This window comes from Pseudoalteromonas sp. NCIMB 1079 (genome assembly GCF_040567695.1).
Taxonomy (GTDB): Bacteria; Pseudomonadota; Gammaproteobacteria; order Enterobacterales; family Alteromonadaceae; genus Pseudoalteromonas; species Pseudoalteromonas distincta.
In genome coordinates this window covers 1,967,193-1,993,418 of the sequence record NZ_JBEWZA010000001.1, presented here as the reverse complement: position 1 = coordinate 1,993,418, position 26,226 = coordinate 1,967,193, and the positions used below count along the sequence as shown (strand labels likewise).

Below are 26,226 nucleotides of genomic sequence, written 5' to 3'. Positions count from 1 at the left end.
TTTTTACAGGCTAAAAATACAAAAGGCACGCTAAATAGCGTGCCTTTATCGTTTTAAACAACTGTTTTTTATCTAACTTTAGCGTCTATATCTACTAAATCAGTTAAATGACACATTTCACCACTGTGGGTTTTTATGCCGTGCTCACCAAAGTAATCACGCTGGGCTTGAACTAAATGCCCATTACTCGGTGTAGTTAATGTTGCTAAATACGTTTGTGTAGCACCCAATACAGGGAATGCTAAACCAGTCATTATTGCTTGACCGGTAATTTTGCGCAAAGAATTAGACTCTTTTTCAAGAGTGTCAATAAATTCAACACCTTGTGCAACGCTATCTAAGTAATCAGCACGGATTATACAACCTGCGCGCCACGTTTGAAGCGTTTTAGATAAATCTACTTTCCACTGATGAGTACGTGACGCACCTTTAATTAGCGCTAAACCTTGACGATACGCAAGTAAGCTTGCAAGTAAGAACGCGTCTTTTAGCTCTTCTAAATCAATTTCAACATTGTTCGTTGATTTAGATGCATATGTCATCTCTTGTGCAGCCGTTGTGTTACATGCATTAGTTAAATGACGAGCTTGAACAGCAGCAACAAGTGAAGGGACAGCAATACCAAGTTCGAGTGCATTTTGCGCAGTCCAAAGACCAGTACCTTTAGCGCCAACTTTATTATCAATTAAGTCCGCAAGCGGTACATTATTATGATTTTCAAGTGACAATATATGGCTAGAAATAGACAGTAAATAACTATTTAATTGACCTTCTGACCAGTCATTAAATATCTCAGCTACTTCTTTTGGAGAACGATTAGTACCTAAACGAAGTAATTGGTACACTTCTGCAATAAGTTGCATCAGTGCGTATTCAATACCGTTGTGAACCATTTTTACAAAATGACCACTTGCTGATTGGCCAACACGTGCAAAACACGAGTCGCCATTATAGCTAGCAGCTACTTTTTCAAACCATGGCTCAATACGTTCCCAACCACCTTCAGAACCACTTGCCATCATTGCAGGACCATGACGAGCGCCTTCTGCACCGCCAGAAATTCCCATAGTGGCAAATTCAAATTTATTTTGGTATTTGAGTTTACGCGTTATACCATCTTTATAATTACTATTGCCGCAATCGACTATCATATCGTCACAATTAACGCCGGCCTCTACTAGTTCATTACAAACTGTATCAACTAACTCACCAGCAGGAACAAGTAATAAAATAGAACGAGGTGCCTCTAAACGCCTTACCATGTCACTTAAATCAGAGACAATGTGAAGCCTATCAGCCATGCCTTGTGATTTGGCACAACTTAGTAACTCTTCACCCGCATGTGGGTTTTTATCATAAGCGACTAGCGTTATCCCTTTTTCAATCAAGTTTAGGGCAAGATTTTTTCCCATAACGCCTAACCCTACTAATGCAACTTGCATCTAGTGTCCTCCTCGGTAACAACTATTTGGTTAGAAAATTCAGTGTATAAATTAAATAATACCGCGTGCATTATACTCATACAGTCATAAAATACTAACTATGAGCCCATACAACATGCTTTTTTATTACAGATAAATAAGCTACGTAATTATATCAAACATCAATGCTCTCGGGGTGACTAAAAGCAACGCTAATTGAAATTAAGATCATTGACGCATTCTGACACCGGTGTCATAATGATGACACAATAGTTTTGTATAAAATAGTGGCAAACCTTTGAAGTTTGCACATAGTTAAAATATTTTAATCTAATATAGATATTTTAATTCAACAAAATAACGTCAACATGCTTTCACCAAGCAAACAGGAGAAATTGATGCTAAGACGCACGAAAATAGTTGCTACCCTTGGACCTGCTACCGATAGAGATAACAACTTAGAAAAAATTATTATCGCTGGGGCTAATGTAGTACGTTTAAACTTCTCACATGGTGTTGCCCAAGATCATAAAGACCGTGCGCAAGCTGTACGCGATATTGCAAAAAAATTAGGCAAGCATATTGCTATCCTTGCTGACCTTCAAGGCCCTAAAATCCGCGTTTCTACTTTTAAAGAAGGTAAAGTAACGCTTGCTGTGGGTGCAAAGTTCACTCTTGATGCAAAAATGGAAAAAGGCGAAGGCGATGTTAACTCTGTAGGTATTGATTATAAAGAACTACCTAACGATGTTAGCCCTAACGACTTACTACTCCTAAATGACGGCCTTATTCAACTAACTGTTGATGAAGTAGCTGGACACTTAGTACATTGTACTGTAACTGTTGGCGGTGTTTTATCTAACAATAAAGGTATTAACCGTTTAGGTGGTGGCTTAACTGCTCCAGCATTTACTGAAAAAGATAAAGAAGATTTAATAACTGCCGCTGAAATTGACGTAGATTACATTGCCGTATCATTCCCACGTAGTGGCGACGATATGCGCTACGTACGCTCACTTGCTGAAGCTGCTGGTTCAAAAGCACAACTACTTGCAAAAATTGAACGTGCTGAAGCCGTTGAAACACAAGAAGCTGTTGATGACATCATTCTAGCGTCTGACGCTGTAATGGTTGCTCGTGGTGATTTAGGTGTTGAAATTGGTGATGCAGCTCTTATGGGCAAGCAAAAACTAATTATTCGTCGTGCTCGTTCATTAAACCGTACTGTAGTAACAGCAACGCAAATGATGGAATCGATGATCGATAACCCTATGCCTACACGTGCAGAAGTTATGGATGTTGCAAATGCTGTTCTTGATGGAACAGATGCTGTAATGCTTTCAGCTGAAACAGCTGCTGGTGATTACCCTGAAGAAACTGTTGCAACTATGGCACGTGTTTGTTTAGGTGCTGAATCTCAAAAAGAAACGCATGTTTCTAAGCATCGTTTAGATAGTCGTTTTTCTAACAATGCAGAATCTATCGCACTTTCTGCTATGTATGCAGCTAATCACTTAGATTCTGTTAAGGCTATCATCACGCTTACTGAATCTGGTAGCACGGCTAAATTAATGTCACGTATCAGCTCTGGCTTACCAATCTACTCGCTTTCACGCCATGCGAGTACATTAGGTCAAACAGCACTTTATCGTGGTGTTTACCCAGTATTTTTTGATTCTACAAAAACTGAAAAAGACGGTATGGTAAAAGCGGCACTTGATACTTTAGTTTCTCAAGGTTCTTTACAGTCTGGCGACACAGTAATTATTACTCACGGTGACTCAATGGAAACTGTGGGCGCAACTAACACTATGAAAATTGTAACTGTTGCATAATTATTAAATATAAAAAATGCGAGCTTAGCTCGCATTTTTTCTGCCTGTAATAAAAGCGTTGGCTTTAACTTGCTAATGCCGCTTTAACCTTATCTCGGTAGCTACGGCTCACTTTTAATTCTTGTCCGTTTTCAAGTACTAATAAATACTCGCCACTTACTTGTGTAACCAGCTTACTAATTTGTTTTGTATTTACTATTGCACTGCGGTGTACACGCACAAATAACTGAGGGTCTAGCTCTTGCTCAAGCTCTTTCATTGTTTTACGAAGTATATGCGTTTGTCCATCTTCACAGTGTAAACACATATAGTCACCTGCAGCATCAACCCATTGGATAGTCGCTACAGGTACCCGTATAATTTCACCCTGCTCTTTTACTGCAAGCGATTCTGGGTAACGTCTATCTGTTAAGGTATCGCCAGTGGCTAATTTTTTTAATATTTCTTCGCAATTATTACCAGTAATACCGGCTACAAAACTCGCTAGTTTTTTCTTATGGGCGTTGTCTTGCTGCGTTTTTAAATAAGTATGCACTTTTTCTACCGCCTGTTTTAATCTGTTATCATCAACGGGTTTTAAAATGTAATCGAGAGCATGAATTTCAAATGCTTTTACAGCAAACTGATCAAAAGCAGTTACAAATACTATAGCAGGTAATACTTTTGTACTTTCGCTAAGCGCTCTTGCCACCTCAAAGCCATTCATACCTGGCATCTGAATATCTAAAAAAACCAAATCGATTTTCTCTCTTTGGCACATTTCAATTGCATCAGCGCCTGAACTACATAATTTAATTACTTCAATATCAGAATATTCATCAAGTCTTACCGCTAAACCTTTTCGCGCTAACGGTTCATCATCAACAATGAGTGTTTTTATTTTAGTCATTTTTCACAGCCTTCTCAAAAGGTACTCGCAGATTAACTTTTAATCCACTTGGCGTATTATGTGATAATACAAACGAATAATTATTTTCATACAACGTTTTTAATCTATCTTTGGTGTTAGCAACACCTACACCTTGAGCGTTAACTAATTGGCCATCAAGTATTTCAGTGCCTGGGCCGTTGTCACCCACTTCTAGTAATAATTCATTCGCAAATACTTGTGCTTTAATATCAATTACACCACCTTCTGTCAGATGGGCAATGGCATATTTAATCGCGTTTTCTATAATTGGTTGCAAAATTAAGCTCGGTACTAAAGCCTCTTTTGCTTGCTCGCTAATATCTACATTTACTTTCAACCGCTCATCAAAACGGACGCGCTCTATTTCTAAGTAAAGCATGAGCGCATGTAGCTCTTGCTCAAGCGGTACTTTTTTAATTGGATCGGTATTAAGTGTGTAACGTAAAAAGTCACTTAACCTTGCTACCATTAAGTTAGCATCTTTGTTTTCTTTAACCAAAATTAAAGTAGAAATAGCGTTAAGTGTATTGAATAAAAAATGGGGATTTAACTGATACCTGAGCATTTTTAGTTGCGCTTCGTGTGCCATCGTTGTGGCCTTTAACGCTTTTTGTCGCTCACTTTGTAATAACTGATAATATTTAACGCCAAAGTACAAACCACTCCAACATAAAATAATATAAACCGAATCTAAACCTTGCTGCAGGTAATAAAACCACTCCTCTGGTCTATAACCATGGCGGTATATTTCCCATAGATTGAATTTTTGAACGACAGCCCATAGAGTGCCCGTTATATAAGAGGCACCAAATACTACAATCATTAACACCCAGGGCGAGGCATTCCAAATTTTACGGTAAATATACCTAAGCGGCACTGTCATCAAACAACCAGCGTAAGCATTCAATAAAATAACAAATACGTATATATCACGCATTTCAAATACTTTAGAGCCGATATAATTTACTAACGCGTAACCAATCCAGCCCGCGATTTGCAAAAGCCAAAAAAAACGTTGCCTGTTATCGACTAAAGTTTGCCAGTTCAAAATAGATGTTTACTCCGTATGGTTAAAACTAATTCCATAAAATAGGCTTTTGTTATTTTTATTATTTTTACCTATGTAGGGCTAATTTTCACAAAATTAGGTAGTCTTATTATATAGATTTATGAGTTTGCATAGCACTACAGCTTGCCTTGCTTTTTAAGAGTCTTACCGCAAACAAATAGTCGAGACACTAAAAAAGCGAAAGGTTATCCGCCTTCCGCTTTTTAAATATCAATAGCCTTGTGTAAATTAAGCTAGTTTATCTGATGCTACTTTGTACGTTGGATCTTCAATCACATTCACTTCAACTAAATCACGTGCTTTATGAAGCAACTGCGTACAGTCTTTACTTAAGTGACGTAAATGAAGTTGTTTACCTGCTTTTGTGTATTTGTCAGCAAGTGTATCAATTGCTTCTATTGCACTGTGATCAGATACGCGGCTGTGTTTAAATTCAACAATCACATTTTTAGGATCATTTTTCACATCGAATAACTCAGAAAAGTTTTTAACAGAGCCAAAGAATAACGGACCATGTAGTTCGTACACCTTAGCGCCTTCCTGATCAATGTAGTTAGTTGTATATATCTGCTTCGCATGCTGCCAAGCAAATACTAGAGCCGATACAATAACACCCACACATACAGCAATCGCTAAATCAGTAATAACCGTCACGCCCGACACAAGAACAATTACAAATGCATCAGATAATGGTACGCGCTTCATCATTTTAAAGCTTGCCCATTCAAATGTACCAAGTACTACCATAAACATAACACCAACAAGTGCAGCTAATGGGATCATTTCAATTAAGCTAGAGGCAAAAATAATAAAACCAAGTAGCATAAGTGCAGCGCTTATACCTGATAAACGAGAGCGACCACCTGAATTTATATTGATCATTGATTGACCAATCATTGCACAACCACCCATTGCACCAAACATACCGCAGGTAATATTTGCAGCACCTTGACCAATACATTCTTTATTACTATGACCACGGGTTTCTGTAATCTCATCAATTAAGCTAAGCGTTAATAATGATTCAATTAAACCAATAGCCGCTAAAATAAGTGCATAAGGAAAAATAATTTGTAGCGTTTCGAAAGTAAACGGTACCATAGGAATATGAAATTCAGGTAAACCGCCAGCGATTGTTGCTGTTTCGTCGCCTGTCATTCCTTTTAAGAAATCTAATACTGTATGCGCTTCTAAATCAAACCCAATCACTAATCCAGTTACAGTTACAATAGCAACTAGAGATGAAGGCACTGCTGTAGTCAATTTTGGCAAAAAGTGGATTATTGCCATGGTTAATGCAACTAAGCCAAGCATGATAAATAATGGATTACCTGTCATCCATTCTTGTCCGCCCATACCGTCTGGCACTTTAAACTGCCCTAGCTGAGCTAAAAATATAACAATTGCTAACCCGTTTACAAAACCAAGCATTACCGGATGAGGAACCATACGGATAAACTTACCGAGCTTAAATACACCCGCGAGAATTTGCAGTATTCCCATCAGCAACACAGTTGCAAATAGATACTCAACACCGTGATCAAGCACTAAACTTACCATGACAACAGCTAGTGCACCGGTTGCACCTGAAATCATACCAGGGCGACCACCAAAAATAGCCGTAATTAAACCAACGATAAACGCGGCATATAGACCAACCAAAGGTTCTACATTTGCAACAAATGCAAACGCAACTGCTTCTGGCACTAAGGCTAACGCCACAGTTAATCCAGATAGAATATCGTTTTTAGCAGAGCTAGGCGCCCTACTGAGTAAGTTAAACATTGAGGTCCTCAAATGGTGTAATGGGTATCAAAAAAAGCGCTAAATTCTACCAAATTAGCGCTCAGTTAACAATTGTCATTATGTGGTTAAGCTAAACTAAAAATGGTTTAGCTTTTAAAAGAAGTGCTTTTACAAAGGAAGGGAAGTACTGCGTTTTACACATGTCATTGTTACATTAGAATGTACTTCTTGGACGTATTCTAAGCTTAGTAAATTATCACGCACAAAATGCTCATACCCTTCTATGCCTTGTGAAATTATGCGTAGCATAAAGTCCATGGTGCCAGCCATAGTGTAACACTCTGTTACCTCGTCGTAGCTCATGATCAGCTTTTCAAACTCAGCAAGATTCTTTTTACCGTGATTTGATAAACGCACATGTGCATATACAAGCATATCAAAGCCAAGTTTTTTCTCATCTAAAAGAGCCACTTTGCTTTTTATATAACCATCTTGCTCTAGCTTAGCGATTCGACGCCAGCATGGAGATTGAGACAAGCCTACTTTATCTGCAATTTCTGCGGTTGATAAACTAGCATCTTGTTGTAAAAGTGCCAATATTTGGCGATCTACGTGATTTAGAGACATTTTATTTCTTATTTATCAAATAAACTGGTTAAATTATACAACCATTTTAAAACTCAGTCTGCTTATTTTTAATGTTTATGCAGTTTGTAAACTTAAAATAAGCAACTTAACCAAACTTACCACTCACAAAAGGATTTGTTTTCTTTTCAAATCCCACCGTAGTGTCGCTACCATGTCCTGCCAGTATTTTAGTATTATCAGGTAAGGTTAAAATATGCGTCTTAATCGACTCTATAAGTTGTTCACTGTTCCCCTTAGGGAAATCAGTGCGCCCTACTGAGCCTTTAAAAATAACATCACCTACAATAACGCACTCATAGTCTGGTTGATAAAACACTATATGACCGGGTGTATGCCCCGGGCAATGTTTAACTAAAAAGCTAAGTTTACCTACGCTCACGGTATCGTTATGGTTTAGCCAAATATCCGGATAAAAAGGCTCAATGGGTTTAAACCCGAACATTTGTGCTTGCATAGGTAAGTTTTCAAACCAGAAGTACTCCTCTTTTTGTGGGCCAATAATTTGTACGTTAAATTGATTACGTAAAATATCAGCCCCACCCACATGATCTAAATGCCCGTGCGTTAACCAAATAGCACTTAACGCTAGTTTATGCTCATTAAGGACCGTTATTATTTTATCAGTGTCGCCACCTGGGTCGATAACCACAGCGTGTTTAGTTTCGCTACACCAAATAATACGGCTGTTTTGTGCAAAGGCAGTTACAGGTATAGTTATGATTTCCATATTAAATTTCTTTACTTTTTTGATCTGGAATAACAACTTCTTCTTCGAATGACATAAGTATTGGATACTTTAAGTACGCTTGATCATAAAATGGACTTTGCTCATATAACCAGTTTAATCGAGCTTCTGCGTCACTCGCGAATGATTTATCTTTAAGTTTTTCATCAAACTTAAGCGCAAGCTTTGGGTTATCTTTTAGCATTTGGCGTGCATACGGAATTAGCGCATAGTTTTCCATATATTCAGTACGTTGAAAAATAGTATTAAACTCACCCCACGCAAAAAATGAATCAGGGGCTTCCGGGTGCAATAAATGAACCGCTAATTCGCCTGCTTTTTGTTGGGTATTTACTTGGTACCAACCATCTAAATCTACATTTATAGCAGGGACGTAATCAAAAGTTGCTGATACTCTAAAACGCCCTTCAAATGGTGCTTTATCAAACGTGTAGTCTGCCACCTTTGCAACTTTCAAAGGCTGTGTGTTTGCCCCTTCAAGTTTATTAATAGAGACACCATGTAACTTTAGTTTCTTAATTATATTGCGATATACAGGCGGAATAAAAAAAGCTTTAGGTACTTCAACTGTATGTTGTACATCTTTTTGCCAATAAATAGGTAAGTCAGTATATGTATGTGCTTTACCCAAATACTTCACTTCATTTTGACCCGAAAGTGAATTCATGCTTGATGAATATTCAATGCCTTTAAACTGTGCAATAGTATCTGCTTGTTTGGCATAGCCACGCTTTACTATTAACTGTTTAGGAACAAATTCTTGTTCTTTTTTTACTGCATTAGCTAATTCATGACTGTGCTTTGATAGCGCAGTAATAGCACCATCTAAAAATACATAAGTTCCCAATACACGTTGCTTGTAAGGCTTCAATGAATGATTTTCGATTAAAATAGTTGGCAATGACTTTAAATCCCCCCAACCATTTGAAAAACGTGGCGTAGCAACCCAGCCCGCTAACCCTTTTTTAAAGTCGCGCTTGTCCATAACAAAAACAAGTGGTCCTGGGGTGTGTCCTTGCTTCGCTAGCGTATCGTCAATAAGAGGTTTAAAAAACTGGTTTAATGTATCTGATACCGCAGGCGATTCGCTCGAAAATACCGGATTGTAACCATAAGTCACATCGTATTGGTAATCTGCGCCGTCAGTAACGTGTACATCAATGTATAAATTTGGGTTGTAATCGTTAATAACCTTTAAAACACTTCTAACTTCTGGGGTATCTAATTTAGTAAAATCACGATTTAAATTAAGGTTATTAGCATTTGTTCTAAAGCCCATTTTTGCAGGGCCCCGTTGATTAATGCGATTGAATGCACTGCTACGTTCGTGACCATCTACATTTAAAATAGGAATAAATAATATGTTTACCTTTTTTAAAATGTCACGGCGCTTACCCGTCGCTATATCTCTGAGTAACATGAACATGGCATCTTTACCGTCTATTTCCCCAGAATGTATTCCTGCCTGGATAAAAATAGTTGGCTTAGTGCTATTAGCCATTTGCCTTGCTTCAAAAAAACCTTGCTCACTGGCAATCAACATTTTTATTGCACGCTTACTATTACTATAGCCAATGGTTTGAGATTGAAACTGAGTAGGGTTTGCAGCAACTAACCTATCTACAAATGCCATTGTATTTGCATAATCGGGCGACGCTTCACCTGCAGATAACTCGAAGTCAGTAGTTAACGGCCCTTGTTTTTGTAAAAGCTCTACGCTTTTCCCCTGCCACTCAATGAGTGGAGGTAAGTGTGCGTCATACGCCACACTTGCAGATAAAATTAGTAAACTTGCAAACATAAAATTCTCTAACAAACGCCTTAATTATATAAATTATATCAACTAAATTTTTTATAATGAGGAAACTGCGGTGATTCAACAAAAAAATGCAGCCAAATACATCTCACTCATTCGCACCTGTATTTTTAGGCTTTATAACCTTATTAAATATTATACCAATCCGCAGTAATACTTAATCATTTTGCGGGGCTAAACATGTCGCTACCTGCGTTAAAAAACTCTCATTTACGACTGCATGGATGCAGAAGGTAGAGCAATGCAGGAGCAATTGCCGAGAACAACTAAATAGCGAATTTTTTGCCTAGCTATCAATACGTTTTTACGCTCTCAAAATAGATCCTTTAATTAAGCGAATTGGTATTACTCATTGGTTTAAGTTACTAAATTACAGGCACAAAAAAAGGAGCCATAGGCTCCTTTTTAATACTTATATAAAAAAGCTTAAGCGGCTAGGCCTTCTTTTGCTTTTTCTACAAGCGCTGCGAATGCAACTTGGTCGTAAACAGCGATATCTGCAAGGATCTTACGATCGATTTCTACAGAAGTCTTTTTAAGACCATTGATAAAACGGCTGTAAGACAGACCATTTTGACGTGAAGCAGCATTGATACGTGCAATCCATAATTGACGGAAAGTACGTTTCTTCGCACGACGGTCACGGTAAGCGTATTGACCCGCTTTAGTAACAGCCTGGAAAGCTACGCGGTAAACACGTGAACGTGCTCCGTAGTAACCTTTTGCTTGTTTTAAAACTTTTTTGTGACGTGCACGTGCGACAACGCCGCGTTTAACTCTTGCCATTTCTAAAAACCCCTATTAAGCGAACGGTAACATACGTGAAACTAGACCATGGTCATTTTTATGAACCATCATCTTAGGACGTAGGTGTAACTTACGCTTAGAAGTTTTCTTAGTCAGAATATGACGAAGATGCGCTTGTTTACGCTTGAAACCGCCAGAAGCAGTCTTTTTGAAACGCTTAGCAGCGCCACTGTGACTTTTTAGCTTATAAGCCATTGCAATAACTCCAATTGTATTGCTTTTAAATTAGTAAGCAGGCGTGAGATATATTGCTATAGCTCCACTTTTAGGCCTGACTTACTGCCATGTTCCGGTGAAGACCCAACATAAATGCCGCAATCTTACTTTAAAACCGGTTAACTCAGGTGAATATTCGCATATTGCTTGCAGACCTGAGCTAATTTCGGTGCGTATTATCGCTTAAAAATTATTTTTTAGCAACAGGCGCCATCATCATAACCATTTGGCGGCCTTCAACACGATTTGGGAAAGACTCAACTACAGCAAGCTCTTCTAAATCGGTTTTGATACGGTTTAATAATTCTATACCAATTTCTTGGTGAGCCATTTCACGACCACGGAAGCGGATAGTAATCTTAGCTTTATCGCCAGCTTCTAAGAACTTACGTAAGTTGCGAAGCTTAACCTGATAATCACCTTCATCCGTACCTGGACGGAATTTGATTTCTTTTATCTGGATTTGCTTTTGCTTCTTCTTCTGCTCTTTTAGTTCTTTGCTTTTTTCAAAGATGAACTTACCGTAATCCATGATTCTACAAACAGGCGGCTCAGCGTTTGGACTGATCTCAACAAGATCAACACCCGCTGTATCGGCCATAGTTTGCGCGTCTTGTAATGACTGAATTCCAGCTTGTTCGCCTTCAATGTCAATTAAACGAACTTCTTGCGCTGTAATTTCTTCGTTAATACGATTTTTTTGAGCTGTTTGTTGCCCTTTCTTGCCGCCTCTAATAGTACGTTCCTCCAAGAATATCAATAATATAAGCGTGTAATTGGCTGTTTGTTAATGCCTTACACGCTCGATTTTTACTGTCGATTTTTAATTTCTTCGCTAATTTTAGCTACAAAATCATCAACATTAAATTTGCCAAGGTCTTCACCTGTGCGAGTACGCACTGCTACTTCTTGCTGTTCAACTTCTTTATCGCCAACAACAAGTAAATATGGAATACGCTTCAGTGTATGCTCACGGATTTTAAAGCCAATCTTCTCATTTCTCAAGTCAGCAGCGGCTCTAATTCCAAGTTTATTTAATTTTTGTACAACTTCTTTAACATAAGGAGCCTGTTTATCGGTAATATTCATAATTACCACTTGCTTTGGTGCAAGCCACGTCGGGAATAAACCAGCGTACTCTTCAGTTAAAATGCCAATAAAGCGTTCAATAGAACCTAAAATAGCACGATGTATCATTACAGGTGTACGACGCTCGTTATTTTCTGCTACATAAGTAGCACCTAAACGACCCGGTAATGCAAAGTCTAATTGCACTGTACCACACTGCCACGCTCTGTCTAAACAATCGTACAAAGTAAATTCAATCTTCGGACCGTAAAACGCGCCTTCGCCCGGAAGATAATCAAATTCAATATCGTTTAGCTTAAGTGCATCAGCTAAAGCAAGCTCTGCTTTATCCCACATATGGTCTTCACCAATGCGTTGTTCTGGGCGAGTAGATAGCTTAACTACAATCTTCTCAAATCCGAATGTTTCATATGTATCATAAACCATCTTAATACACGATGACACTTCGTCCATTATCTGCTCTTCAGTACAGAAAATGTGAGCATCATCTTGTGTAAAGCCACGTACACGCATTAAACCGTGTAGTGCACCTGATGGTTCATTACGGTGACAACAACCAAATTCAGCCATACGAAGTGGTAAATCACGGTACGATTTTAACCCTTGGTTAAAAATTTGCACGTGACCAGGACAGTTCATAGGTTTAATTGCGTATTCACGTTTTTCAGACTCAGTGGTAAACATTGCTTCTGAATATTTTTCCCAGTGACCTGATTTTTCCCAAAGTGAACGGTCCATCATCATTGGACCTTTTACTTCTTCGTACTCATATTCGCGTAATTTTTCACGTACAAATTCTTCAAGCTCGCGGTAAATGCTCCAACCATCGTTGTGCCAAAATACCATGCCTGGTGCTTCTTCTTGCCAATGCCATAAATCAAGCGCTTTACCAATACGACGGTGATCGCGTTTTTCAGCTTCTTCAAGGCGCTTTAAATACGCTTTAAGTTGCTTTTTATCGCCCCACGCGGTGCCATAAATGCGTTGTAGCATTTTGTTTTCTGAATCACCACGCCAATATGCACCCGCCACTTTCATTAGTTTGAAGTTTTGGCAAAATTTCATGTTAGGAACGTGAGGTCCACGACACATGTCTACATATTCTTCGTGATGATATAAACCTGGGCGGTCATCTTTAGCGATGTTTTCGTCCAGAATTTCTATTTTGTATGTTTCGCCACGCGCTTCAAATGTATCGCGTGCTTCTTGCCAGCTTACTGTTTTTTTCACTACGTCGTAGTTGGTTTTTGCAAGTTGCAGCATACGCTTTTCAATTGCTTCAAGATCATCTTGTGATAATGAGTGTTCCATATCGATATCGTAGTAAAAACCGTTATCAATGGTAGGACCAATTGCCATTTTTGCGTCTGGGAAAAGTTGCTTAACTGCATGACCGATTAAGTGAGCACAAGAGTGACGAATGATTTCAAGGCCGTCATCGTCTTTAGCGGTAATAATCTCAAGACGAGAATCTTCACAAATTTTATCACATGCATCAACACGGTTGCCATTTACACGGCCCGCAATGGTCGCTTTAGCTAAACCAGGACCAATGTCGTTTGCAACATCAAGCGTGCTTACAGGGTTTTCAAAACTACGTTGACTTCCGTCTGGAAGAGTAATAACTGGCATTATAAATCCTTGCTACAGTGGTGACACCTACAATGTATCACGTGTATTTTTAATAAATTAAATGAGAATGACTCGACAACGCTTTTACGAATAAGCATTGACTAATAAATGTAGATGAGGAGTCTATTCAACTACAAAGATATATTGTCGCGTGCCGCGCATTTAATTACAAGTTTAAAGGGGTGAAATCCACCCGTTTTATCCACAAAATGTAGCTTTTAAAGCAAAAAAATCATTTTATTAAAATATAAAAGCATCAATGCATTAATTACGCGCCTACAACTATACCCACACTCGCATTTTAATGTGCGTTGCGTATAATACTGCGTAATTAAGTTATTTTAGAGAATAAACATGAGAACATGTGGTGTAGAAATTACCGGTAGTGATGTACTACTTTGTATTTTAAGTAAAGATAATGACGTATTTGATATTCGCGATGTGCGCCAAACACGCTTTACCTTAGGTAACGGTAACGACACTGAAGTAATGCGTAAATTTCAATTCGATTTTGCAAAATTAATGCAAGATTACCAAATTGATTCTGTTGCAATTCGTGAGCGTCAGCCTAAAGGTAAATTTGCTGGCAGTGCAAAAGGCTTTAAAATGGAAACTGCAATTCAATTAATCGACAACTTAGATGTACGTTTATTTACTACAACTGAAGTTAAAGAGCAGTTAAAACGCAACCCCATCCCTATTGATTTTGAAGAAACAGGCCTTAAAAAGTACCAAGAAAATGCTTTTGTAAACGCTTACGTTTACATCATGAAAAAAACATACCGCAGCGACGAAATGTAAACTCATTACTCGTTTAAAAACGCGTACTTACATTGTAAGACGCGTTTTTTTGTGTCTAAAAAGTAGTATTAGCTTTTATTAATCTAATAATACATTAGTCTAACTGCACTTCTCTTTGTCGACAATATGTGTTTATTTTAACTTTGTAGTTTACATAACTCACACACATTTCCATGGAGAGAGCAATGCACACACACTATTGCGGTAAAAGAAGTAGAGCAAATAAATCACTTGCCGTTATCTCAAAGCTACTTTAGAGGTATACAAAGCACACCTTTAACAAATTCAACTATAGGCGAGTACTTTGACTTTATTGTCGACAAAAACCCAGAGGCGTTAGCTGTTGTAGTTCATCATCAAGGTATTCGCTTAACGTATAAAGAATTTCAAAAAGAAGTTAATCAACTTGCTATGGGGTTGCTGGCACTTGGCGTGAAACCAGGCGAGCGTGTTGGTATTTGGTCTCCTAATAATATTGAGTGGTGCTTAACCCAATTTGCAACCGCAAAAATTGGCGCAATAATGGTTTGCATCAACCCTGCATATCGCCCTAACGAATTACAATAAGCCTTAAATAGTGTTGAATGCTCTACTCTAATCACAGCATCAAACTTTAAAGGCAGTGATTATTTAGAAATGCTCAATGGTTTGGCTCCAGAACTTGCAACTTGCGATAAAGACACACTTAATTTAAAAGCACTACCCACTCTTAAAAATATAATCCGCATTGGCGATGAAGCATCTCCTGGTATGTACTCTTTTAATGATGTTATTAACTTGCCAACATCGGCACATGAGCTTGAATTAAAAGCAATAGGTGCAAACTTAAATGCTGAGCAAGACATCAATATACAATTTACAATTTACAATTTACATCAGGCACAACCGGCAACCCAGAAGGCGCAACGCTCACTCATAAAAACATTTTAAATAATGCGCTATTCGTCGCCGAATCTATGCACTTTACGAGCGATTACAAGTTATGTATCCCTATCCCATTATATCATTGCTTTGCAATGGTATTGGGTAGCTTGTTGTGTGTTAGTAAAGGTGCAGCAGCCATTTACCCAGGCGATTCATTCGATGCAAAAACCACACTAGATGTAGTTCAACAAGAAGGGTGTAGAGCGCTGCACGGTGTACCTACTATGTTTATTAGTGAGCTTGAGCTAAGTAATTTTAACGATTATGACTTAAGTACTTTACGCACGGGTGTAATGGCAGGCTCTACATGCCCAGAGCAAGTAATGCGCAAAGTACAAACACAAATGAACATGCATCAAGTACTGATTGCTTACGGGCAAACGGAGTGCAGCCCCATAAACAACATTACCGAAACAGACTCTTCAATAGAGCGGCAAGTAACGACGGTTGGCCGCGCACTTGCCCATACTGAGGTTAAAATAATTGACGAACTGGGTAACATTCAAAAAATTGGTCAACCTGGCGAAGTGTGTAGTAAAGGTGCAGGCATAATGCGCTGCTATTGGAATGACGATGCTAAAACAAAAGCCACAATAGATGACAACGGTTGGCTACACTCTGGCGATTTAGGTGTCATGGATACAGAAGGGTTTGTCACTATTGTTGGCCGCATTAAAGATATGATTATTCGCGGCGGCGAAAACATTTACCCTCGAGAAATAGAAGAAGTACTTTACACCTACCCGGGCATTCAAGATGCTGCCATATTTGGTATAACCGATGAAAAGTATGGCGAAGAAGTATGCGCTTGGATCCAACCAAAAGAAGATGCTGTGCTTGATGAGCAAGCAATTCGTGAGTTTTTAAAAGACAAACTAGCCTACTTTAAAATGCCACGACATATCCGTTTTGTAGAAAATTACCCAATGACAGTAACAGGTAAACTGCAAAAATTTAAAATGCGCGAGCAAATGCAAGAAGAGCTAAGCGAAAATCCTTTTTCCTAGTTTCGTTTTTAAGTAACTGAGACTCTGGATAGGGAATTTATCTCAGAGCTATATTTAGAGCTAGCAGCGTTAAATTTACGTATGTTAGGACTAATACTAAAACGCACAGCCAATTGGCTGTGCTTTTTATGTACTGAATTTATTATAAATTCAACATTCTCTTTTTTAAACGTTCTAAATCAATCGCACTCGAGCGCACTGTTAATTTAATATAGCTGTATTCATATTCTTCTTTAACAACACTCATACTCGATCGGATTTCGCCCACAATACCTTTAGCTGTGTACGGTATAAGAATCTCTTCTTCAATCATGTCCTCTTGAGCAATGCCAATAATGTATTTGTGCAATTTACTAATATCATCTGGATTACGTGTAGAGGTCATCATCGCATCAGGAAACTCATCCATTAGCGACTGCTGCTGCTCAGTACTTAATTGGTCTGACTTATTCAGTACTAATAATTTTTTGCTACCTTCTACCCCAACTTCTGCCAGTACTTTATGTACTACTTCAAGCTGTGAGCGAAAAGAAGGATCTGAAGCATCTACAACATACAACAATAACGACGCATCATGTGCCTCAGCGAGCGTTGAATGAAATGAAGCAACCAAATCATGAGGTAATTTTTTAATAAAACCAACCGTATCTGAAACCAATATACGTGGCTGCGTAATTGGATACAGCGCGCGAACAGTGGTATCTAGCGTTGCAAAGAGTTTGTTTTCGCCTTCTACATCACTACCTGTAATTGCGCGCATCATTGATGACTTGCCCGCATTGGTATAACCAATTAAAGCCACTGAGAATAGCTCAGAGCGCTGCGTACGTCTGTCCATCATTACATCTTGAACACTAACAAGTTCGCGCTTTAATTCTGCTAACTGATCGCGCACCTTACGGCGATTAAGCTCAAGTGTGGTTTCGCCCGCACCTTTACCCATTTGGCGTTCTTTATCACCTGTTGATGTTTCACGCAGCCGTGGCGCGACATAATTAAGGCGAGCAATTTCAACTTGTAATTTTGCAGTTTTAGTACGCGCATGACGACTAAATATTTCAATGATAATACCGGTGCGATCAAATACTTCTACACCCAGCTGGTTCTCAACATTACGCAGTTGAGAAGGCGTTAAATCGCAGTCAAACACGACAACATCGGCACAAGCAAAATCTAAACCGTCTGATGGAATTTCTGATGGCATGTCGGATAATGGATCGTCATCAAGAAAATTCTCACCCTCTTTCTCATCTGCAGCAGAACCTTTATTACCAGTAAGGTGCGCTATTTCAGCCAGTTTACCTGAACCCAGTACATTTACTTTTTGGGTAGAACTTTGCTTTTGTGATTGTGTACCAACTACTTTAAAGCCAAGAGTGGTAACTAGGCGTGCCAATTCTGCAAGCGACTCAATTGCTTCATCGCCTTTAAAGTGAGGTGTACTAATAGAGATAAGTAATGCGTTAGGAAGTGATGCTTTTGCAGTTAGTTGCATAATTTTTTATGTTAATGCACCGCGAAGTGCAAACCCATTTTCATTCGAAAGTAGCCTGATCCTACGCTGTTATAGCTTGGCTTTATAGCGTTATAACTAACTTAAGCGGTTATTTAAATAAAACACCCCATAAATAGCTAAATTTATGGGGTGTTTTTAAGTACAGGCTCTCACAGCAATAAGCTGCAATTGCTTTAAACTATTTTAGTTAAACTACGCCTTGCTCTATCATTGCATCGGCAACACGGCGAAAACCAGCAATATTAGCGCCAAGTAACAGGTTAGTAGGTTGGCCAAATTCTGCCGCTGTTTCGTTAGCAATATTAAAAATGTTTTTCATTATGTGCTGTAATTTTGCATCCACTTCTTCAAAAGTCCAGCTTTGCATACTGGCATTTTGCGCCATTTCTAATTGGCTGGTTGCAACGCCGCCCGCATTAGCAGCTTTACCTGGGCCGTAAGCTATTTTGGCTTTAATAAAGCAGTCAATCGCGTCTTTGGTCGAAGGCATGTTTGCACCTTCACTCACCAAAATACAGCCATTGCTTAGTAGCGCTTTTGCATCGCCTTGAGTTAACTCATTTTGAGTGGCACACGGGAACGCAGCATCGGCTTTAAAACGCCACACTGCATGCCCATCTTCTGGGTAATCTGCGCGAGCAATATAAGTGGCTTCTGGGTAGCTTTCTTTATATTTGCTTAAACAGCCACGTTGCTGCTCTTTTAACTCTTTAATAAGCGTTAAATCTATACCCGCGTCATGAAATAGTGTACCGCGAGAGTCACTACAGGTAATTGGTTTTGCATTTAATTGATACAGCTTTTCCATCGCATAAATAGCAACATTACCCGAGCCCGAAATTAAACAACGTTTTCCAGCTAGGCTATCATCGCGGTTTTGTAGCATGTAGTTTGCAAAGTACACTGCGCCGTAGCCAGTTGCTTCTTTACGAACTAACGAGCCACCCCACATTAGGCTTTTACCGGTTAACACACCATCGTAACGCCCTGTTAAACGCTTGTACTGGCCAAACAAATAACCAATTTCGCGTGCGCCAACACCAATATCCCCTGCAGGTACGTCGGTAGTTGGGCCAATGTGGCGGTATAACTCGTTCATAAATGATTGGCAAAAACGCATTATTTCACCGTCTGATCGCCCTTTTGGATCAAAGTTAGCACCGCCTTTACCACCACCAATAGGTAGGCCGGTTAATGAGTTTTTAAACACTTGCTCAAAACCCAAAAACTTAATAATACTGGCATTAACACTCGGGTGAAAACGCAAGCCCCCCTTATATGGGCCCAAGGTAGAGCTAAATTCAATGCGATAGCCTTTATTTACTTGAATATTACCTTCGTCGTCAACCCAAGGTACACGAAACATTAGTTGACGCTCTGGCTCTACCATTCTTTCTATAATGGCTTCTTTTTGATAATTTGTAGTTTTTGCAAAAAGAGGTTCTAAAGATTCTAGTACTTCTTCAACAGCTTGATAAAACTCACTTTGCGCGGGGCTAGTTTGCTTTAATTGAGCTATCGTACTATGTATATAATTCATAATTATTCTTCCGTGTAAGCTATTTTTAAAATTTGAGAATTCGGGTAAGTATGATTAAGTTTTTTTTTGAATATAAATCTATTTTAAAATCATAATTTTCATACACCTTACCATTAGAAAGAGTGGTGTTGCACGTCATTCAAGTTGAATTATTTTACTGTTGTGTAAAAATAAAACAGCGACTAGCCGAATTTTTATTCATTTTAACGATATAAAAATACAGTGCGCGGTTGCTAAAACCAAACATACAGTTAACAAAGGAGGTAATTACTTGATATTTAAATGTTCTCATTCAATTGCTAGTTTATTAAGCGGTATTGAACAATTTTAAAGTAGGCGTGTAACAAGTTGAAATATATTTAACTTAAAAACAACAAAACGCTAAAACAAGGGCTGTTTTAGCGTTTTGAAAGAGTAATGGCTTTACCTTGCTTACTCAGCAGTGCTTTGTGGACGAACCTGCTGTTGTACACCCGTTAAAAATAAACGAAGTACCTGGTTGTTACATACGCGGTAGTGCTTGTTATCTACTTTACGAGAAAACGCGCTTAGCTCATGCTTACTCAAATTAAAGTCAACGAGTGCCAGCGTCGCAATCACATCTTCCGCTTTCATATTTAAAGCAATACGCAGCTTCATAAAAATAATATTGTTATTTAACTTGCTCTCAGGAGCAGGTTGATCGCCTTCGCGCTTACCACGTTGCGTATTAATAAAACCATTTAAAAAAGTTGCAAACTCTGTATCACTTATTTCAGTGTAAGCTTCTTCGCCTTCTTTAGTTAACCAAGCAATTACTTGCTCTGTAGTAACCGTATGCTCAGCTGCAGCAAAAACATTTACCATAGCGGTGTCAGTTAAATTAAAAGTGTAGCGAATGCGGCGTAAAATATCGTTATTTGTCAAAGTAAATCCCAGAGTAGTAAATGCTAACCCAATGGTTAGTTATTGTTAGCTTGTAAATAAGCGCCCTAGTTTAACAGACTTGCCAATACTGCCCTATTAGTTTTTATTTAGCAGCGCACACGCTACCAATGCCGCTAATTACCCAGCACTTTTGCAGGGTCAACTCTTGTTGCTTGCCACGCCGGATAAATAGTAGCTAACGCCGCTAAAATAAAAGTAACAACAACTGTTACCACAATATCCTGCCACACTAACTTACTGGGTAAAAACTCTATAAAATAAACTCCTTGAAGTGGATTTGCGCCAAAGAGTTGGCTGAGCCAAGTAAATAATTCGCTAATATTTATTGCCAGTACCACACCAATTAAGCTGCCTAATACCACACCTACAAAAGCTTGCGTTAAACCCTGCATTACAAAGGTAGCTAAAATGGTACTGTCTTTTGCGCCCATGGTTTTTAAAATAGCAATATTGCCTTGTTTTTCGCGTACTTCCATTACCAATGAGGACACAATATTAAAACTTGCCACAGCTATAATTAAAAACACCACAATATAAACTATGGTACGCACCATTTGAATATCTTGGTATAAGCTGCCTTGCGTTCTAAACCAACTAGAAATATATACATAGTCGTCTATGGTTTGCCCTACCCGTAGCGCAATTTGATGCGCGGTAAATACGTCATCAACGCTTAGGCGAAGCCCGGTTACTTGGCTTTCATCGTAACCTAATGTTTGCTGCGCTTTGTTAAGATGTATAAATGCAGCGGTACTATCAATCGGTCCGCCCATTTCTATAACACCTGCAAGGTTAAGTGTTACGCGTTTAGGCGCTAATAATGATTGACCTTTTTGACTAATTTGCGGAATAAGTAATGTAATGTTATCGCCTACTTTGGCGTCTAACTGTTTTACTATTTGCTTACCTAAAATTACATCGTCAAGGCCTAACTGACTCACTAATTTACCACTGGTAAACTGGTTTACCGCCGATACATTACTCTCGAGCGATGGCTCAACACCTCGAATTTCTATCGCTTTTAGCTGGCTTTTATATTGCGCCATTCCGTTAACGGCAATAAATGGCGCAGCCCCTGTTACGTGAAGTTGTGTTTGTAAATCCTCAACCTTTTGCGACCAATTTGCAATGGGTCTACTTGGTGCTACATATTCAACCTGCGGCACAACACTTAGCAATCTATGTACTAGTTGCTGCTCAAATCCATTAATTACCGACAGCGCCACAATTAAAACCGCGACACCTAATAAAATACCAATAGTCGACGCTTTAGCGATAAAACTAACAAAGCCGTTTTTTTCATCTTTGTGGCCTGAATAGGCTCTAAAACGTTTACTTAAAAATGCACTAAGCAACATGCTGCGACTCTTTAATAGCTAGTTTTCCATCGTCTAAATAAGCTATTTTGCCTAGCTTATCGGCAAGTTCTAAATCGTGTGTAACTACCACAAAACTGGTGTTTAAGCTTTGGTTAAGCTCATTAATTAAATCGTAAATTTTAATCGCATTTTGTTTATCTAAATTACCGGTTGGTTCATCAGCAAGCACAAGCGCAGGTTTAGTAACTAGCGCGCGGGCAATAGCCACGCGTTGGCGCTCTCCACCAGAAAGCGCAGACGGTTTATGCGAGCTGCGATGTGCAAGGCCTACTTTTTCGAGCATATCGAGCGCTTGAGCTTTGGCTTCTTTTGCACTCAAGCCTTTAATTAATAACGGCATAGCCACGTTTTCAACTGCGCTAAACTCCATTAATAAGTGATGAAATTGATAGATAAAGCCCAAATTTTGGTTTCTAAATGCGGCTTGCTCTGTTCGCGAAAGTTTTGCAACTTCTTGGTTTTTAATTTTAGCGCTACCTGAGCTTGCGGTATCTAATGTGCCAAGTATGTGTAAAAGCGTACTTTTACCAGAGCCAGAACTCCCGACAATAGCGAGCATTTCACCTTGCTGAAGCGCTAAATCAACGCCTTTTAATACTTCAACTTGGTTGCTGCCGTCTTGATAAACCTTACTTAAATTTTCACAACTAATCACTAAATCATTCATAACGTAATACCTCTGCTGGTTTTACTTTTGCGGCTTTACGCGCAGGATATAAGGTAGCTAAAAAGCTCATAGCAATACTGGCAAACGCTATTATTACTAAACTCAAAATATCAAATTTTACCGGAAGCTCTATACCCGCCAGTAAGTTTAAGCCCACTAATGCAAGTAGCTCATTTATATATAAACTAAATATTACACCTAAAAATGCGCCTATTGCGGTACCAATTACGCCGTTATATAAGCCTTGCACCATAAACACTTTTTGCACTTGCGAAGGTGTTAAACCTAACGTTTGTAGTATGGCTACTTCACCTTGTTTTTCGCTTACCATCATGGTTAATGCCGATACAATATTAAATACAGCCACCAATACAATGAGGGCAAGCAACATAGACATAATGCGCTTTTCCATAGCAACGGCTGCAAATAGAGTACCTTGGGTACTGCGCCAATCACTGTAATTGTGATCTTTTAAAATACGTTGGCTTGCTTCAATAAATTCATCTAGTTCGAAAGGTTCGTGCAATGAAACACTTAAATTTGGGGCGGTGTTTTTATCCAGCTTTAATACCCGTTGTAGCGAAGCGCCACTCGTAAACGCAAGTGCCATATCTATCTCAGATCCGGTTTCGTATATTGCGGCTACTTTAAATAAACGCTGGCTGGGTACTCGCCCAAGAGGTGTATATGTTGAAGCATTAGGCATAATAACGCGAAGCTTATCACCCACGCTAACGCCTAATTTACGACTCAAATAACCGCTTATAGCAATGTTGTAATTTTTGTTTAATACAGTTTTCCAATCGCCTTGCACTATTTTATCGGTAATTTTATACAAAGAACCACTATCGTTATAAAGGCCTTGTAGTAAAACGCCGTGCAAGTCTTTATTTGTTTGCAAAATAGCTTCGCCGTGGCGATATAAGCTTACATGATCAACATAAGGAGATTGTTCGAGGTCGGTTTTTAGGGTGTTCATTTGGGTGGCAGTGTGTTTATCTGCGCTAACTTCAACATGCGGAATAAGTCCAAGCATATTGGTTTTCAGGCTATTTTCAAACCCGTTCATTACACTGCTTACCGTAAATAATGCCATTAAACCAATAGCGATACCGGCAATAGAAAAAAACGAAATAAACGATATAAACGCATTTCCTTTAGATGAGCGACTATATCTAAGCCCTATAAATAAGCTAACCGGTTGAAACATATTATTTTTAACACTTATCGTAAAAGTATTGAGCAATAGTAGCACGAAAAAAGTGCCTTTGGGTATGGCGTAAAATGTAAGAAATAATTTATAAATCTGATACTTGGCTATATTTACAGCAATACATGTTTAACCATTAATTCGCGGTTAAGTTTTCAGCCCTTTAACTAAATAATCGAGCAATACCCGTACATTAGTGGCCACAAACTGCCTTGGTGGATATACGCCCCATACCCCTTCTAGCTGTGGTTGATAGGGTGTTAAAATAGGCACCAATTGCCCTGAGTTAATTTCGTTTTCAATGTAGTAGTCTGGGAGCTGTACAATACCGAGCCCCTTTTTTGCGCCATCCACCAGCGCCCAACCACTATTACACTGTAGCCGCCCCGCTATTTTAAAGTGTTTATCGCGCCCATTTTCGTTTACGCGCCAGTAGCTACTATTCCCAATTAAACATTCATGGCTGTTTAGCTCGCCTAAAGTATGCGGCTCACCAAATCGCGTTAAATACTGTGGTGCCGCGCACATAATAAAACGCCGCGCACTTAACCTACGCGCTTTTAAGCTCGAATCTTTTAAGTGCCCTAGCCTTATGGCTAAATCAAATCCGCCCTCTAATAAGTTTTCTTGCTCGTTACTTAGTGTGGCAACAACTTCTACCTCGGGATGATCCTTCATAAAATTATGCACTATGGGCATAATGAACGTTTCCCCATACATAACAGGGGCTGTGAGCTTAATTTTACCCTTTGGTGTACTTTGTTGCTGAGCAAGACCTTGAGTTGCCTCGTCCATAGCGTGTTGTAAGTGCTTTATTTGATGTAAGTACACTTCGCCTTCTTTGGTTAAAACCACTTTACGGGTTGTACGGGTTAAAAGCTGGGTATTTAAACGTTGCTCAAGCGCTGTAACATGGCGGCTAATATGCGCAACCGAAAGTCCAAGCGTTTTTGCAGCCGCAGTAAAGCTGCCCTCCTCCCCTACAGCTATAAACTCATCTATTCCATTCCAACGCGCCATTATTACCATACTGTAAAAGTGTTTTAATAAACCAGAGATTATCATTGTTTGAGAAAAAAATACAATAAGCACATCACCCAAGCAAATTGGGTCTACAATTATTATCTAACCACTACAAAGGATAAACACATGTCAGAATTTATTAAATCAAAAGCAGCTATTGCTTGGGGTCCTAATCAACCACTTAGCGTTGAAGAAGTTGATGTGATGATGCCTAAAAAAGGCGAAGTAATGGTAAAAATTACCGCTACTGGTGTATGTCATACCGATGCATTTACTTTATCAGGTGATGATCCTGAAGGTATTTTCCCTGCTATTTTAGGCCATGAAGGCGCAGGCGTTGTATACGCAATTGGCGAAGGCGTAACCAGTGTTGAAGTTGGGGATCATGTTATTCCTCTATACACTGCTGAATGTGGCGTTTGTAAAATGTGTACTTCAGGTAAAACTAACCTATGTTCTGCTGTGCGCGAAACTCAAGGTAAAGGCCTTATGCCAGACGGCACAACACGCTTTTTTAAAGACGGCCAACCAATATACCACTACATGGGTTGCTCAACGTTTTCTGAGTACACAGTGCTTCCAGAAATTTCACTCGCTAAAGTAAATAAAGAAGCCTCTTTAGAAGAGATTTGTTTACTAGGCTGTGGTGTAACAACAGGTATGGGCGCAGTAACAAACACTGCAAACGTAAAACCTGGCGACACAGTAGCAATTTTTGGCCTTGGTGGTATTGGTTTATCTGCCATTATTGGTGCAAAAATGGCAGGCGCTGGACGTATTATTGGTGTTGATATTAACACTACTAAATTCGATTTAGCGACAAAACTTGGTGCAACTGATTTAATTAATCCAAAAGATTTCGACAAGCCTGTTCAAGAAGTGATTGTTGAAATGACTGACGGTGGCGTTGACTACTCGTTTGAATGTATTGGTAATGTTGATGTAATGCGCTCTGCGCTTGAGTGTTGTCATAAAGGTTGGGGTGAGTCGGTAATTATTGGTGTAGCCGGTGCAGGCCAAGAAATATCAACCCGTCCGTTCCAACTGGTAACTGGGCGTGTATGGCGTGGTAGTGCATTTGGTGGCGTTAAAGGTCGCTCGCAACTACCTGAAATAGTTGAGCGCTACATGGCGGGTGAATTTGCGTTAAACGACTTTATTACTCATACAATGAGCCTTGAACAAATTAACGAAGCGTTTGATTTAATGCACGAAGGTAAAAGTATTCGTACAGTAATTCATTACTAATAAGCACTTAGTAAACGACTTAATAAAAAGCCGTAAAACCTAAAGGTTTG

21 protein-coding genes and 1 pseudogene are annotated in these 26,226 nt (G+C 39.1%); 4 read left to right on the top strand and 18 right to left on the bottom strand.

The genetic code is table 11. From position 1 onward, the window contains the following. Positions 1-68 precede the first annotated feature (68 nt). Positions 69-1,442 (bottom strand): NADP-dependent phosphogluconate dehydrogenase, encoded by a 1,374-nt coding sequence (gnd, locus tag ABX891_RS09240; protein ID WP_165743572.1) that lies wholly within the window; start codon positions 1,440-1,442, stop codon positions 69-71. A 377-nt stretch (positions 1,443-1,819) separates the two neighbouring features. Between gnd and pyk the strand changes: the two genes are divergently transcribed. Next, positions 1,820-3,256: a pyruvate kinase gene (gene pyk, locus ABX891_RS09235; RefSeq protein WP_002962904.1), complete on the top strand. Its 1,437-nt coding sequence runs from the start codon at positions 1,820-1,822 to the stop codon at positions 3,254-3,256. 64 nt (positions 3,257-3,320) lie between these two features. On the opposite strand, the gene ABX891_RS09230 is transcribed toward pyk, so the two are convergent. From ABX891_RS09230 to thrS, 10 genes are all read right to left on the bottom strand, one after another. Then, positions 3,321-4,145 carry a LytR/AlgR family response regulator transcription factor gene (locus ABX891_RS09230; RefSeq protein WP_182195575.1) on the bottom strand — a complete coding sequence of 275 codons (825 nt, stop codon included), beginning with the start codon at positions 4,143-4,145 and terminating at the stop codon, positions 3,321-3,323. Then, the gene (locus ABX891_RS09225) at positions 4,138-5,214 is read right to left on the bottom strand and encodes a sensor histidine kinase (protein WP_024606563.1); all 1,077 of its coding nucleotides are present in this window, start codon (positions 5,212-5,214) and stop codon (positions 4,138-4,140) included. Before ABX891_RS09225 ends, ABX891_RS09230 begins: the two co-directional genes overlap by 8 nt. A gap of 249 nt (positions 5,215-5,463) precedes the next feature. Next, a complete protein-coding gene (locus ABX891_RS09220) occupies positions 5,464-7,020 on the bottom strand; it encodes a SulP family inorganic anion transporter (protein ID WP_002960702.1) in 1,557 nt (518 codons plus the stop codon). A 129-nt stretch (positions 7,021-7,149) separates the two neighbouring features. Beyond that, positions 7,150-7,608, bottom strand: a complete 459-nt coding sequence (locus tag ABX891_RS09215) for an Lrp/AsnC family transcriptional regulator (protein ID WP_002960703.1) — start codon at positions 7,606-7,608, stop codon at positions 7,150-7,152. Positions 7,609-7,714: 106 nt separating this feature from the next. After that, positions 7,715-8,356, bottom strand: a complete 642-nt coding sequence (locus ABX891_RS09210; protein WP_197098687.1) for an MBL fold metallo-hydrolase — start codon at positions 8,354-8,356, stop codon at positions 7,715-7,717. 1 nt (position 8,357) lies between these two features. Next, positions 8,358-10,175 (bottom strand): M14 family metallopeptidase, encoded by a 1,818-nt coding sequence (locus tag ABX891_RS09205; protein ID WP_354629344.1) that lies wholly within the window; start codon positions 10,173-10,175, stop codon positions 8,358-8,360. A 441-nt stretch (positions 10,176-10,616) separates the two neighbouring features. Further along, positions 10,617-10,976 carry a 50S ribosomal protein L20 gene (gene rplT / locus ABX891_RS09200; protein ID WP_002960711.1) on the bottom strand — a complete coding sequence of 120 codons (360 nt, stop codon included), beginning with the start codon at positions 10,974-10,976 and terminating at the stop codon, positions 10,617-10,619. Positions 10,977-10,991: 15 nt separating this feature from the next. Continuing rightward, positions 10,992-11,192, bottom strand: coding sequence for a 50S ribosomal protein L35 (gene rpmI, locus ABX891_RS09195; protein WP_002960713.1), 201 nt, complete (start codon positions 11,190-11,192; stop codon positions 10,992-10,994). A 211-nt stretch (positions 11,193-11,403) separates the two neighbouring features. After that, a complete protein-coding gene (gene infC, locus ABX891_RS09190; RefSeq protein WP_309168752.1) occupies positions 11,404-11,964 on the bottom strand; it encodes a translation initiation factor IF-3 in 561 nt (186 codons plus the stop codon). Between the two features lie 59 nt (positions 11,965-12,023). Continuing rightward, positions 12,024-13,934, bottom strand: a complete 1,911-nt coding sequence (gene thrS / locus ABX891_RS09185; protein WP_309168751.1) for a threonine--tRNA ligase — start codon at positions 13,932-13,934, stop codon at positions 12,024-12,026. Between the two features lie 354 nt (positions 13,935-14,288). On the opposite strand from thrS, the gene ABX891_RS09180 reads away from it, so the two are divergent. After that, positions 14,289-14,735, top strand: a complete 447-nt coding sequence (locus tag ABX891_RS09180) for a DUF3010 family protein (protein ID WP_002960715.1) — start codon at positions 14,289-14,291, stop codon at positions 14,733-14,735. Positions 14,736-14,933: 198 nt separating this feature from the next. After that, positions 14,934-16,666: pseudogene (locus tag ABX891_RS09175) on the top strand (AMP-binding protein). Between the two features lie 142 nt (positions 16,667-16,808). Here ABX891_RS09175 and hflX read toward each other — a convergent pair. From hflX to ABX891_RS09140, 7 genes are all read right to left on the bottom strand, one after another. Beyond that, complete coding sequence (gene hflX / locus ABX891_RS09170) at positions 16,809-18,161, bottom strand: GTPase HflX (protein ID WP_309168748.1); 1,353 nt, start codon at positions 18,159-18,161, stop codon at positions 16,809-16,811. Positions 18,162-18,369: 208 nt separating this feature from the next. Then, complete coding sequence (gene gdhA / locus ABX891_RS09165; protein ID WP_011328073.1) at positions 18,370-19,722, bottom strand: NADP-specific glutamate dehydrogenase; 1,353 nt, start codon at positions 19,720-19,722, stop codon at positions 18,370-18,372. Positions 19,723-20,154: 432 nt separating this feature from the next. Further along, positions 20,155-20,628 (bottom strand): YehS family protein, encoded by a 474-nt coding sequence (locus tag ABX891_RS09160; RefSeq protein ID WP_011328072.1) that lies wholly within the window; start codon positions 20,626-20,628, stop codon positions 20,155-20,157. Positions 20,629-20,762: 134 nt separating this feature from the next. Continuing rightward, positions 20,763-22,007 carry a lipoprotein-releasing ABC transporter permease subunit gene (locus ABX891_RS09155; RefSeq protein WP_354629343.1) on the bottom strand — a complete coding sequence of 415 codons (1,245 nt, stop codon included), beginning with the start codon at positions 22,005-22,007 and terminating at the stop codon, positions 20,763-20,765. Beyond that, positions 21,997-22,695 carry a lipoprotein-releasing ABC transporter ATP-binding protein LolD gene (gene lolD / locus ABX891_RS09150; RefSeq protein ID WP_007375330.1) on the bottom strand — a complete coding sequence of 233 codons (699 nt, stop codon included), beginning with the start codon at positions 22,693-22,695 and terminating at the stop codon, positions 21,997-21,999. Before lolD ends, ABX891_RS09155 begins: the two co-directional genes overlap by 11 nt. Then, positions 22,688-23,905, bottom strand: a complete 1,218-nt coding sequence (locus ABX891_RS09145; protein WP_354629342.1) for a lipoprotein-releasing ABC transporter permease subunit — start codon at positions 23,903-23,905, stop codon at positions 22,688-22,690. The genes lolD and ABX891_RS09145 overlap by 8 nt, the downstream gene beginning before the upstream one ends. Positions 23,906-24,052: 147 nt before the next feature. Beyond that, the gene (locus ABX891_RS09140; RefSeq protein WP_354630131.1) at positions 24,053-24,925 is read right to left on the bottom strand and encodes a LysR family transcriptional regulator; all 873 of its coding nucleotides are present in this window, start codon (positions 24,923-24,925) and stop codon (positions 24,053-24,055) included. A gap of 129 nt (positions 24,926-25,054) precedes the next feature. Between ABX891_RS09140 and ABX891_RS09135 the strand changes: the two genes are divergently transcribed. Beyond that, complete coding sequence (locus tag ABX891_RS09135; protein ID WP_165723406.1) at positions 25,055-26,176, top strand: S-(hydroxymethyl)glutathione dehydrogenase/class III alcohol dehydrogenase; 1,122 nt, start codon at positions 25,055-25,057, stop codon at positions 26,174-26,176. Positions 26,177-26,226: the final 50 nt, after the last annotated feature.